This is a genomic window from Undibacterium paludis, assembly GCF_022568815.1.
Taxonomy (GTDB): Bacteria; Pseudomonadota; Gammaproteobacteria; order Burkholderiales; family Burkholderiaceae_D; genus Undibacterium.
Genome location: NZ_JAKZHX010000024.1, coordinates 14,362 through 27,649 on the forward strand (window position 1 = coordinate 14,362; position 13,288 = coordinate 27,649).

The following is a 13,288-nucleotide window of genomic DNA, read 5'->3' on the forward strand; positions in this document are numbered from 1 at the left end:
TGCTTGACATAAAAATTTCATCGCCAACTGTTAAAATGGGATCCATCATCAAACAAGAAAATTGAGAGTTTCCATGCCGTGGTATGAACAAAATATAGATGTACCAGGTAGTTCAAGTACTTTTGCAACACTCGAATCCAGCGGCATCGTTTATGGCAAGATAGATACGACGCAAGACACCGACTGGTACCGCATGGATATGCAGGCAGGAGTGAAATACACCGTCACCCTGAATTCACTGACCAGCGGCATGAACCTGAGTCTGGTGCTGCACGACAGTACAGGCAAGGTTTTATATACTGCTCCTGTTACCGGGAATGGCAGCAATGGCATCTACTATACGCCTGCTGTTGGCGGCGCTTATTACTGGGATGTGCAGGGCGCCGGTACGACCGGCATTTATTCGCTGACAGCCATCAACAGCAGCAGTGACGACTTTGTTGCCCGCGCCAGTACATCGAGCGTGCTGACCGTGGGCCAGACAAAAACAGGAGCCATTGAAACCTGGGCCGATGCTGACTGGCACATGGTCGCGCTGCAAGCGGGTCATACCTACACGTTCAGTAAAACGGGAGGTAGTCTGACAGACCCGTTCCTGGAACTTTATGCGCGTGAAGACGGTCCCTCCCTGGTATTTTCTGCCAGCGGTAGCATGACTTACACACCTACAGTAACGGGCACCTATTATCTGGATATCAGTTCCAATTCCATGCGGCAAACCGGAACATATCAACTAAAGGTCAGTGATGCCCAGGCTGTGCAATTGCCGACGATAGAGGTCAGCAATCAGTACATCAATCGCAACAGCAGCGGCAACAGCGAGATGGTATTTACACTCACACTGTCATCGGCGGTTTCCACAGCCGTTACTGTTACGGCTAAAACCCTCGGCGAAACTGCACTGTCCGGCGTGGACTACCAGCCTGTCAACCAGACCGTGACATTTCAGCCAAACACGACAACTGCCACAGTCAAAGTGCCGATTATCGGCAACAGCAACCTGTTGCCAGCCCTGGCTTTTGAGCTCAACCTCAGCAACGCTGTGGGGGCAACGATACGACCCAACTATTATGACCCTAGCGGCACCCTGCAGAACACGAAGCAGGCAGATGCCTGGGGGGTGATCTTCGGTTCTGACTATGGTCCGGCCGGCTATTTGCCAAGCGACCCGTATTTCCAGTATCAGTGGTATCTGTTCACGACCAGGACCGAGCTTGCCTGGAGCCATGCGACAGGCAAGGGAGTAAAGATAGCCGTCTTTGACCAAGGCATAGACAGCAGTAACAGCGACCTGCGCCCCAACATCGGCCCTGGCGTCAATGCCTACACCCTGACACCTGGCGGCTCGCCGGTGCTGGCGGACGATAATCACGGCACGCTGGTAGCGGGTGTAATTGCTGCCGCCCGTGATGGCAAAGGCCTGGTCGGTACGGCCTACAATGCGCAACTGATACCGATCTACACATCGTCTGCGTATGGACAAAAATATCTGACCGAAATCAGGAATGCCTTCGCCTACGCCAAATCATTTGACATATTGAATAATTCCTGGGGTTACGGCAATCTGCTTGCCAGCAGCACTAACTGGGCCTTCCTGGACAACGCCAACAGTCCTGATTTTGCTCCGGCCTTCAGCGCACTAAAAGACCTGGCAGCGACAGGACGCAATGGTCTTGGCACGATTGTGGTCCAGTCTGCCGGTAATTCATACAGCTATGGGGATGACACCAATCTGCATAATTTCCAGAACAGCCGTTACATCATCACGGTAGGTTCTACCGACTATTTTGGCAGCGATTCCTATTTCAGTACGACAGGCGCATCCATCCTGGTATCTGCACCTGGCGGAGCAGGTTTCCGCGACTCCAACAGCATCATGACGACTGACCGCAGCGGCACAGCCGGTGAAAATGCCAATGACATCGCATTCGCAGATGGGACATCGTTTTCTGCCCCCATCGTTTCTGGCATCATTGCGCTGATGCTGGAAGCCAATCCCCAACTGGGCTACCGCGATGTACAACAGATACTCGCTTATACCGCACACCAGACGGGCAACGCCAGCAATTGGGTCAACAATGGGGCAACAGACTGGAATGGCGGCGGCTTGCAGTTTGAAGCGGTTACTCAGTCATCCGGTTTTGGGCAGGTTGATGCTCTGGCAGCAGTCAGACTGGCGGAAACATGGAATACACCGGCCAAAACAGTCGCCAATACTGTGGATGTCGTCGCCAGTCAGACGGTGAAACTGGCCATCCCTGACAACAACAAGACCGGCGTCAGCAGCAGCATCAATATTGCAAGCAACATGATGGTGGAGCGGGTGGATGTCACAGTCAATATCACGCATACCTTTATCGGTGATCTTGAAGTCGTGCTGACTTCGCCTACCGGGACAACCAGCTATCTGATGTACCGCCCGTCCAAGGGCAGCCTGAGTGCATTGGGTTCCAGCCAGGATAATGTTCACTTTACTTTTGATACCGTACTGGACATGGGCGAATCTGCCCGCGGTAACTGGGTTTTGAATGTGCGCGACCTGGCAGCCCTGTCGACAGGTACATTTGACAGCTGGAGCATAGACCTGATAGGCCATAACAGCAGCACCGATCATACGTTTATTTATACCAGCGCCTTCCCTGACCTGGTCAAGGCCGATCCCAATCGCGGTATCCTGAGTGACCCGAATGGCGGCATCGATACCATCAATGCAGGCGCACTGGGGCTGGACAACCGCATCGACCTGAGCGGAGCCACGGCATCAAACCTGAATGGCGGCACACTGACCATCGCCAAAGGAACAACCATACAGAATGCCTATGGCGGCGATGGTTACGACACCCTGATTGCCAATGCAAAAGGCAGCATACTGTATGGCATGGGTGGTAACGACACACTGACTGGCGGTGCAGGCAACGACATCCTGGTTGGCGGCAAGGGTGACGATGTGATTGACGGTGGCAGTGGCTTTGATACAGCCTTGTATGACACAGCAAGAAGCAATTACCAGATTACCGCTGGCAATAATACCTTTACCGTAAAAAATGTGAGCGGCGCAAACGGTAATGACACATTGAGCAACATAGAGCGCTTGAATTTTTCCGACATGTCCGTCGCACTTGATGTCAATGGCATTGCCGGGCAGGCATACAGGATTTACCAGGCAGCATTCGGACGCAAACCAGACCTGGCAGGCCTTGGTTACTGGATGGGACAGATGGACAAGGGCACCAGTCTCAATATGGTGGCAGCAGGCTTTGTACAATCCAAGGAGTTCCAGTCCCTGTATGGCAGCAAACCCAGCAACGATACCCTGATTGCCGCCATGTATGCCAACGTACTGCACAGAGCACCAGACAAGGCAGGCGTAGATTACTGGACAGCCGAATTGTCCAGCGGCCATGTTGATGCTGCAGGTTTGCTGGCGAGTTTTTCCGAAAGTGCAGAAAACCAGGCGCAGGTGATTGCCGCGATCAAGAACGGTATTGACTACCTGACTTACCAGGCGTGAAAACAGATGAATGCTGATTGACTCAAGAATGTTCATCACTGACCATTTTTTTGTCAATCAGATCGATACTGTTGGTCGGCACTACCGCAATTCGTTGTGTTTGATATGACCCCGGCCAGATCTATTCATATCATATCCAGTTTGATTGTATTGCTCTCCAGATGATAGCAATACATACTCAATTATTCTTGTAAGTCGAGATTTGCCTGTCGGCCCCTGAGCTTCCTGGCATGACGATGACGCGCCCGCAAGCGGGGATTGGTAATGACGCGCCCCATGGTCTCACCGACCACCATAGCAACACCCAGTATAGGTAAGGCCAACATCAGGCCGGCCACACCAGCCAGTTCACCGCCGACAAAAATCATCAGCACGGAAATCAGCGGGTGCATATGCAGGCTGCGACCCAGGGTCAGCGGCATGAAGATGAAATCATCAAGCAGTCTTACCATGATGAATACGGTAATCGCCCCATAAGCCAGCAGGGGTGCATCAGGGGCATCGGTAGCGGCTACCAGTACCACCATCATGCAGCCCAGGACAGACCCGACAAACGGCACCCAGGCCAGGATGGCAGAAATCAATGCCAGTAACAATGGTGCAGACATGCCTATTGCGCCCAGGCCAAGCGCCAGTATGACGGTGTCGATCAGAGTCAGTTTGAGCAAACCCTGGAAATAACGGCGTGCTGTCTGGTCAACTTCATGCATAAGGAAGAGGGTTTCTTCAAAAAAAGCATTCGGCACTGCACGTGCCAGGAAATGCTTGAACTTGCGGCCATCACGCAGGAAAAAGAAAGTCAGGAAAGGGGTCAGGAATACTGCCGGCAAGAAACTGGCCATGGAGACCAGGATATTGGCGACATACTGCTGGGCAAAATTCTCAGTGTTGCTGGCCATCCAGGCATTCACCGTTTCGCTTGCGTGAGCCTTGCGCAGGATGGAAAAATTGACCTCCAGGGCCATCATGGTATTGCGGACAAAGCTGATGCCGCCATCGACATAATGGGCAAGCATGTCTTGCAGGGAACCTGCGCGCACCGTGAAACTGTTGATGCCATAGGCCAGTACCAGCGCCAGCAAAATGAAGAAGACACCACCTACCAGCACAGCTGCAATTTCACGCGGGATGCCCAGCAAAGTCAGTCGCGATACTGCAGGCACCAGGATGTAATACAGTATCATCGCAAACAAAAAAGGCATCAGCAGCCACAATACCTTGGGTAGCAGGAATAACAGCAGGCACGCAGCAAACAGGACGCACAGCCAGACTATGGGGCCGGATTGACGCTGGTTCACAATGCCTCACTACGGGAAATGCCTGCCATTGATTCGCGCAGGCGGCGGCTGTTCAGGCGTGCCAGCTCCAGCGAAATCTTGTAGCCGATGACGGCGTTGGTTTCCAGCAGGGAACTGAAGTCGGCGCGAAAAAATACCGCGACCTCACAGTTTTCTGCCGCCCTGGCCTGGGCGCTGCGTGGCGAATTGTCGAGCAGGGCCAGGTCACCAAAAAAGTCGCCGGCTGCCAGGTCTGCGATGACTTCGTTACCATGGTCACGGGTACGATTGATGCGTACGCTCCCTGACAGCAGAATGTACAGGGCCTGCCCCTCTTCCCCCTCATCAAAAATGATCTCGTTGGCAAGGTAATGCCTGTCATGCAACATGCCATCAATGATTTTCAGCTCACGCGGACTCAAGGTGGCAAACAGCGACACCCCTGACAGGCGTAACAGTCGGTATGAAGGTTGTGGCTGCTTTATCCAGGTAAGTGTCATGGCGCCCCTCTATTATTGCTGGCAGATCAATCCACAATTATGCTTTACCGGGCGGCACTTGCCCATCAAAATCTGGCGCAAGTCACTGCTCACCTCGGTCAGAGGTCGATATTCTCTCCACAAACTCGGCAAAGAAAACTGCGCATTTATCTCAATAACGCATCCTGGCAGATTCTTGACGGGGCAGATTCATGTCATCGGTCCACCAGGGCCATTCTCTCCTTGCTATAACGCTCACCTGCCACAGATTGCATTGCCAGGCCCAGGGCCTGCAAATCGGCGCTATTGAGCATCACATCGGCAGCCAGCAGGTTTTCTTGCAGATACGCTACACGCTTGGTTCCGGGGATGGCCACAATATCTTCACCCTGATGCATGACCCAGGCCAGGGCCAATTGCGCAGGGCTGACATTGTTAGCGGCTGCGATTTCCCTGACGCGTGCTGCAGCCTGCATGTTGCGATCAAAATTCTCACCCTGCAGGCGTGGGTCAAGGTGACGAAAATCCGTGACCGGATACGTTTCGGCACGCTGCGCGCTGCCGCTGAGAAATCCGCGCCCCAGCGGACTGAACGGCACCAGACCTATCCCCAGTTCACGCAAGAACGGCAGAATGTCTGCCTCCAGGTTACGTTCCCATAAGGAGTATTCACTCTGCAATGCGCTGATGGGATGGATGGCATGGGCCCGGCGTATCGTGCTCATACCGGCTTCTGACAGCCCCAAAAATCTCACCTTGCCCTGCTGTACCAGGTCCGCCATGCAACCGACGACCTCTTCGATCGGGATGACGGGGTCTACCCTGTGCTGGTACAAGAGGTCGATGTAATCCGTACCCAGTCTTTGCAAAGACCCTTCCACGGCCAGACGTATGTGCTCGGGGCGACTGTCCAGACCGGTAATCTGATTGTTGTCGATTTTAAAGCCAAACTTCGTGGCAATGACAGCTTCATGGCGTCGGCCCCGCAGCGCCTTGCCCAGCAAGGCTTCGTTGGCGTAGGGACCATATTGCTCGGCGGTATCAAAAAAATTCAAGCCAAACTCCAGCGCTTTATGGATGGTAGCCATGCTTTCTTTTTCGTCTGCCGTGCCATAGGCCGTACTCATGCCCATGCATCCCAAACCCAATTCGGACACAAGCAGACCTTGTTGCCCCAGTTTACGTTTTTTCATTTTTTATCCCATGTTTAAAATTCAAGGCGTGCCTGAGCACCCCCAAATGCCAATCGCGCTGATTTGCTATTACCGCCAGTAATATCATCGCCATACCCAGCCATTGCGCCGCGCTTAAAGCCATAGAAAAAAACCACAAATCAACCAGCAAGGCGACCAAAGGATAGATGAACGACAGCGTGGCAATACTCGCTGCGGGCAGCTTCTGGAAAGCATCGTACATGAGTTTGTACATCAGCCCCGTATGTACCACGCCCAGCAACAGCAGACTTCCCCAGCTTGACCACTTCCAGGTGAAGGCGGAAAAATCTGCCATGGGAAACAGGACAATGGCGCCCACCAGCAACTGCAGGCCGGCAATCTGTGCCGGAGCTATGCCCTGCAGTTTCCTGGTAGCCAGGGTAGCGATGGCATACAGCAAGGCAGCCAGCAGAGCCAGGCCTGCCCCTGCCAGCGCCCGGCTTACCTGACCATCACCTTCCATACGCAAATCATGTTGTATATCCATGCCGGAGCTGAGCACCACACCGGAAAACGCCAATAGCAAGAAAGGCAGCTTGCGCCAGATTTGCCCGTCCTTTTGCGTAATAGCCAGCAAAACCAGCAAAAAGAAAGGCTGCACATGATAGACCACTGTCGCCACTGAAATACTACTGAGCCGATAGGCAGAAAACAGGCACAACCAGTTGATGACAAGAGCCGCTGCACCTAGCAGCAGCCATGTCAGCTGTCCCGGGTTGAGATTCTTCCAGCCACCCTGCCAGTACAACAGGGCCAGCAGGCAGGAACCACCGATCAGACAGCGTAGCAGCACAACATTGAGCGCGGTCTGAGCACTGATCAGGACGAACAAGCCTATCGTACCTGACAGCATCATTGCCACCACCATTTGCCACTTGCCAGATTTGCTATTCATCTTATCCACCTGCCGTTGATTGATCTACAGCTATTATCAACAGACTGACACTCTTGAACAATAAGCATAAAATACAAATAATTATTGCCTCAAACGCAAATATCTGACCTGCAAAAGCGCGCCTGACAACAATCAAAAGGGTACTGGAATGGAAATGCTGAATGAAATGGCAATCTTTGCCCAGGTAGTGGAAAGTGGCAGCTTCTCGGCGGCGGCAAGGCAATTGGGGGTGAACACCTCAGCCGTGAGTCGCCATGTCACCAGGCTTGAGGCGCATATGGGCGGTCGCCTATTGCAAAGAACCACACGCTCATTTGCCCTGACGGAATTGGGGCAAGAAGTTTTGAACGGCAGCAAGCGTATCTTGCAGGCAGCGCGCGAAACACATGCGCTGGCTGGCAGCTACAGTCAGCATCCCAGCGGTGTCATCCGTGTCACTGCTCCCGTCGTGTTTGGTGAAGTCTGGCTGGCCCCTTTGTTGCCGTGTTTTCTTGATACTTACCCCGATGTGTCTGTACGCCTGACCCTGACAGACAACACCATGGACCTTATCGAAGAGGGGGTGGACCTGGCACTCCGCATTTCACGCGAGCTGGCGCCTGGTCTGGCCGCCAGGCCCCTGGGCAGGATGCGTTATATACTGGTTGCCACACCGGACTTCTTGCAGCAGTCAGGCACTCCGGGCAGGCCAGAAGAGCTGGGCAAGCAAAGCTGCATCTATCTTGGCTATGGCGCCTTTGGTGAATACTGGGCCATGCAGACAGCGAACGAGAGTTGCCGCATACGCATCCCTGCCCGTCTGACGATCAACAATAGCGCCGCGATTCTGGCAGCCGTCCTACAGAATGGCGGCATAGGTCTGGTGCCATTCTTCACCGCCCGTGAGGCAATACTTGCAGGGCAAGTCGTTCAAGTCCTGCCTGAATGGGAGTTCTGCGAGCCTTATGCCGGAAAGATTTTTGCCGTATACACACCGGGCAGGCATCTGGCACCAAAAATCCGCGTTTTCATTGATTACCTGGTGTCTGCGGGAGCGATAAATTTGCATTAGTCATGAGCAAATTTTGCAATCCTGCCCGCCTATTGGTAGGATTAGTCCTTTCCATGCTTGCCGTCAATGGTACATGGATATAATTCTGACACGAGAACCTGGAACTGTTTCTCAAGTGAAAGAATTCGGGCCGTACGCAGATTTATACTACTTTTCCATTGGATGCCATGCAAAACAGCCTGACACGCAAGCCCATCGAGATCAAGATTTCTACTGTTGTTGCTGTTGCAATTCTGCTCAATGAATCGTCTTTCCCTGCGCTGGAAGCAGCTTTGCAGGAAATGACTGCCGGATCACCCGATTTTTTTGATGATGAGTTTGCTGTCATCGATGTCGAAGCCATTACCGACCAGGAACTGGACTGGAATGCCCTGATACCTTTGTTCAAGGCACATGGATTGAACCCGGTTGCCGTACGCCATGCGCGCGAGCAGGACCATGCCACCATACGCTCGCATGGCCTGAGCATAGATGTCGTCAGCAAACCCCGGCAAGAACCGGAAATCCAGTCCGCAGCTGTGGAAGCAGCGCCAGCACAACCAGCAGCAAACCCTGTTCCGGCAGAACCAGTTGCGCCCGCCGTTGTAGCAGAACCACAAGTCATCATACGCAACATGCCAGCCATGCTGGTTGATACACCTGTACGCGCCGGTCAACGCATTTATGCCCGCGGCGCCGATCTCATCATTACCGCCTCGGTCAATAACGGGGCGGAGGTCATCGCTGATGGCAGCATACATATCTACGCACCCTTGCGTGGTCGTGCCCTGGCGGGAGCGACCGGCAATACCGAAGCCAGGATATTTGCGCTGACCATGGAACCGGAGCTGGTATCCATCGCCGGCATCTATCGCACGTTTGAAAACGGTTTTCCGCCGTTACAGGCCCATCATCCCGTTCAAGTTAAACTGAATGGTGACAGTATTGAAGTATCATCAGTGAAATCAGCAGGCTGACGCCCTCAATTTTCAGTATTTTCGGGTAACGATCATTATCCGGACAAATAAAAGGAGTTATTTGTGGCAAGAATCATCGTTGTAACATCCGGTAAGGGCGGCGTGGGAAAAACGACATCCAGCGCAAGTTTCGCTTCTGGCCTGGCCATGCGCGGACATAAAACAGCCGTGCTGGACTTTGACGTGGGTTTGCGCAATCTTGACCTGATCATGGGTTGTGAACGTCGTGTGGTCTATGATCTGGTCAACGTCATCAGCGGCGAAGCAAGCCTGAACCAGGCCCTGATCAAGGACAAGCACTGCGATAACCTGTTCATCCTGCCAGCCTCGCAAACCCGCGACAAGGATGCGCTGACCGAAGAAGGCGTGGAACGTGTTCTCAACGATCTGATCAAGATGGATTTCGAATTTATCGTCTGCGATTCCCCTGCCGGCATCGAGCGCGGCGCCGTGATGGCCCTGACTTTTGCCGATGAAGCGATCGTCGTGACCAACCCTGAAGTATCGTCAGTACGCGATTCTGACCGCATTCTGGGCATCATCCAGGCCAAGTCCAAACGTGCCCAGGCTGGCGGCGAACCGGTCAAGGAGCACCTGCTGATCACCCGTTATTCCCCAAAAAGGGTGGAAGCTGGTGAGATGTTGTCTTATGTTGATGTACAAGAAATCTTGCGCATCCCATTAATTGGTGTTATTCCTGAATCCGAAGCGGTGTTACATGCGTCTAATCAGGGTAACCCCGCTATTCACATGAAGGGCAGCGATGTTTCCGAGGCCTATGAAGACGTGGTTTCGCGCTTCCTGGGCACTGAAGTACCTCTGCGTTTTATCAATTACGAAAAACCGGGGCTGCTGCAACGCATTTTCGGAGGCAAATAATATGGCTCTGCTTTCATTTTTATTTAATAGCAAACCCAAGACCGCCAATGTGGCGAAGGAACGCCTGCAGATCATCATTGCCCGCGAGCGTACGGGCCGCGAAGGCTATGATTTTTTGCCGGCTTTGCGCGAAGAGCTGATTGCGGTGATTTCCAAGTACACCAAGGTCAACCCGGAAGACATCAAGGTTTCACTGGACAAGCAAGGTAACCTGGAAGTACTTGACGTCAACGTTGTTTTACCTGAACTGGAATTGCGTAGCTAAAATTGTGCCAATAAAATTGTATAAATGAATTTGCGTAAATAAGGGTAATCCCCGGCCTGACCACAAAACCAGTCAGGGGAATTAGAAAAAAACCAAAATCAAGCGGGGTAATTAGACTATTATCACGGAAACTTTGTAACAATAAGTAATTTATATTTCGTTCACATTTTTTGACAATTCCTTATTTTTTCACTTGCTTTCGATATAATGGAAGTTATTCCACTTTATTTGCCGGACATCAACGGTAACATCCCATGAGAATCGCTGTACTTGACGACGACAATAATTTGCTCGAACTGGTCTGCACCATATTGAATGCAGCCGGTCATACCACCCATCCTTTCCTGAGCGGGAAAGACATGCTGCACCAGCTGCGCAGGGAAAGTTATGACATGCTGATACTCGACTGGCAGGTACCAGACTTGAGCGGGACTGAAATCCTGCACTGGGTGCGCGAAAAACTCTCGCCCACCCTGCCGGTGTTGTTCATGACCAGCCGCTCGGGCGAGGATGATATCGTCGCCGGCCTGGCTGCCGGTGCGGATGACTACATGATCAAGCCCATCCGTCGCAGCGAGATGGTCGCACGTGTACAGGCCCTGTTGCGCCGTGCCTACCCGACACAGACAGCATCAGAGCATCTGCAATTCGGCATCTACAAATTTGAAACCCGCGCTGGCCGTGTCAGTGTCAATGATGTGCCGGTAGAAATGACACAGAAGGAATTTGATCTCGCACTGTTGTTATTCCGCAATCTTGGTCGCCCCTTGTCACGCGCCTACATCCTTGAAGCCGTCTGGTCACGCGATGTGGACATCCCTTCCCGTACCATGGATACCCATATTTCCAGAGTGCGCAGCAAACTGGAATTGCGTCCCGAAAATGGTTATCGCCTGGCTCCCGTCTATAGCTACGGCTATCGCCTGGAACAAATGACTACAGAATAAAACTTCCGGGGCGACAAGATCGCCCCGGATCGCTTCACCCTACGAGGAGTCCCGCATGAGACTAACCCGCCCCCTGCTCTTGCGACAAATTTCCCCCCCCCTGCCCCGCCTGTTACTGAGTTCACTGATAAGAAGTCCTTTACTGTGTCTGGCGCTGATCGCAGTGGCAACACCATCCAGTATATCGGCAGCACCAGTCACCGCAGCCATGCAAATCCCCGGCAGTTTCATCAGCACCCCTCCCGACATGACTTATTTCGCCTTGCAGGGCGATACCCTGTCGTCGATTGCCAAACGCTATACTGAAAGAACACAAAACTGGCAGATTATCGGCAAGCGCAACAAGATCAGCAATGACAGGGCCATTCCCATAGGTACACCCATACTGATACCACTGGACTTGTTACCCGAAGAAGCCAGTGAAGCACGTGTCATTGCCATGACCGGCAACCCGGCGTATAAAGCTGTCGATGGCAGCAGCGGCAACCTGGCTTTGGGCAGCATCGTCAAGGAAGGTACCCAGATCAGTACCGACAAAAACGGCTTCCTGACACTGGCTCTTCCTGATGAAACCAGGATTTCGATTCCGTCCAACAGCGATGTCAGTCTGGCCAAACTGCGCAAGACCAGGTACACAGGCAGCCCGCGGACTGAAGTCAGCTTATTGCAAGGCAAGGTGGAGTCGCGCGTTTCCCCTCTCTCGAATAACAAGGGGCGCTACGAAGTACGTACCAATCTGGCTGTGGCCGGTGTACGCGGCACCAATTTCCGTGTCGGTGTGAACACGGACGGGGTAGCCAACGAGGTGCTGGAAGGCGGCGTCGCCGTCAACAGTGCGGAGGGAAAAAAATCCGATGAACTGATCTTGCCGGCTGGCAAAGGCAATGTCGTCAGCACAAGTGGTGTGGGCAAACCAATTGACTTGCTGACGCCACCAGTCATGAATGACAGTTTCCTGCTGCAAGAGCGCCCAACCCTGCTGTTCCAGGTTGAAGACAGGCCGGAAGCCGTGGGCTATCGTGTACAGATTGCCAGGGACAAAGAGGTCCTTGATGTGCTGGCAGAAAATCGCTACAAGGAAAACCGCTTCAAGTTCGACGGTTTTGCTGATGGTAATTACTTTGTCCGTATCACCGCCATAGATAAGTTAGGCCTGGAGGGTTTACCCATGATCAAGGCCTTCAAGATGAAAGCAAGGCCAGAACCACCATTCACCGTACAACCGAAGAACAAGGTACGCGCCGAGAGCCTGAACTTTGCCTGGACGGAAGCCAGCAATGCCATCGCCTACCACCTGCAGGTTGCCAGCGACGCCGGTTTCAGGAACCTGCTGATTGACAAAACTGATTTGAAAGAAGCGCAGTTCGGAGCAGGGCGTCCAAAAGAAGGCGACTATTACTGGCGTGTGGCAACCATTGCCCCGACCAATGGACAGACTGATCACGGTCCTTACAGTGATGTACAAAAATTCACCGTTTTGCCTGTCACCAGCATGGCGCCGCCGGATGACGCCGGCAATCTGCTGTCATTGAGCTGGTCGTCAGAACCAGGGCAGACTTTCCTGATACAGGTCAGTACCGATGCTGAATTCAGGAAAATCTACCTGAGCAAAGAGTTGGACAAGGCCGAGTTGAAGATCAAGCGTCCTGACGCTGGCGTGTATTTTATCCGCGTCCGCTCTACCGACCCTGATGGTTATGTCAGTGCCTTCACCTCCACCCAGAAAATCACCTTGCTGCCACGCTGGACCAGTAGCGATGGCAGCGTCATACAAAGTGGCAGCGGACCGGTAGGGACCAATTATTAATACGCCA

Annotated in this window: 11 protein-coding genes; 7 read left to right on the forward strand and 4 right to left on the reverse strand. The window is 52.9% G+C overall.

Annotated elements, in window-relative coordinates; genetic code table 11:
• Positions 1-73: 73 nt before the first annotated feature.
• Complete coding sequence (locus tag LZ463_RS27560; RefSeq protein ID WP_241459536.1) at positions 74-3,511, forward strand: S8 family serine peptidase; 3,438 nt, start codon at positions 74-76, stop codon at positions 3,509-3,511.
• 182 nt (positions 3,512-3,693) lie between these two features.
• On the opposite strand, the gene LZ463_RS27565 is transcribed toward LZ463_RS27560, so the two are convergent.
• The 4 genes from LZ463_RS27565 to LZ463_RS27580 all read right to left on the reverse strand — a co-directional run bounded on the left by LZ463_RS27565 (position 3,694) and on the right by LZ463_RS27580 (position 7,376).
• The gene (locus tag LZ463_RS27565) at positions 3,694-4,809 is read right to left on the reverse strand and encodes an AI-2E family transporter (protein ID WP_241459537.1); all 1,116 of its coding nucleotides are present in this window, start codon (positions 4,807-4,809) and stop codon (positions 3,694-3,696) included.
• Positions 4,806-5,288, reverse strand: coding sequence for a cyclic nucleotide-binding domain-containing protein (locus LZ463_RS27570; protein ID WP_241459538.1), 483 nt, complete (start codon positions 5,286-5,288; stop codon positions 4,806-4,808). Before LZ463_RS27570 ends, LZ463_RS27565 begins: the two co-directional genes overlap by 4 nt.
• A 194-nt stretch (positions 5,289-5,482) precedes the next feature.
• Positions 5,483-6,460, reverse strand: a complete 978-nt coding sequence (locus LZ463_RS27575; protein WP_241459539.1) for an aldo/keto reductase — start codon at positions 6,458-6,460, stop codon at positions 5,483-5,485.
• Entirely contained in the window at positions 6,447-7,376 is a 930-nt protein-coding gene (locus LZ463_RS27580; protein ID WP_241459540.1) for a DMT family transporter, read from the reverse strand. The genes LZ463_RS27575 and LZ463_RS27580 overlap by 14 nt, the downstream gene beginning before the upstream one ends.
• A 148-nt stretch (positions 7,377-7,524) precedes the next feature.
• On the opposite strand from LZ463_RS27580, the gene LZ463_RS27585 reads away from it, so the two are divergent.
• The 6 genes from LZ463_RS27585 to LZ463_RS27610 all read left to right on the forward strand — a co-directional run bounded on the left by LZ463_RS27585 (position 7,525) and on the right by LZ463_RS27610 (position 13,281).
• The gene (locus LZ463_RS27585; RefSeq protein WP_241459541.1) at positions 7,525-8,427 is read left to right on the forward strand and encodes a LysR family transcriptional regulator; all 903 of its coding nucleotides are present in this window, start codon (positions 7,525-7,527) and stop codon (positions 8,425-8,427) included.
• Between the two features lie 167 nt (positions 8,428-8,594).
• A complete protein-coding gene (minC, locus tag LZ463_RS27590; RefSeq protein ID WP_241459542.1) occupies positions 8,595-9,383 on the forward strand; it encodes a septum site-determining protein MinC in 789 nt (262 codons plus the stop codon).
• A 63-nt stretch (positions 9,384-9,446) separates the two neighbouring features.
• On the forward strand, positions 9,447-10,262 hold the full coding sequence (gene minD, locus LZ463_RS27595) for a septum site-determining protein MinD (RefSeq protein WP_241459543.1): 816 nt from the start codon (positions 9,447-9,449) through the stop codon (positions 10,260-10,262).
• 1 nt (position 10,263) lies between these two features.
• Positions 10,264-10,527 carry a cell division topological specificity factor MinE gene (gene minE, locus LZ463_RS27600; protein ID WP_241459544.1) on the forward strand — a complete coding sequence of 88 codons (264 nt, stop codon included), beginning with the start codon at positions 10,264-10,266 and terminating at the stop codon, positions 10,525-10,527.
• Between the two features lie 254 nt (positions 10,528-10,781).
• Complete coding sequence (locus LZ463_RS27605) at positions 10,782-11,474, forward strand: response regulator transcription factor (RefSeq protein ID WP_241459545.1); 693 nt, start codon at positions 10,782-10,784, stop codon at positions 11,472-11,474.
• A gap of 55 nt (positions 11,475-11,529) precedes the next feature.
• Entirely contained in the window at positions 11,530-13,281 is a 1,752-nt protein-coding gene (locus LZ463_RS27610) for a FecR family protein (RefSeq protein WP_241459546.1), read from the forward strand.
• Positions 13,282-13,288 lie beyond the last annotated feature (7 nt).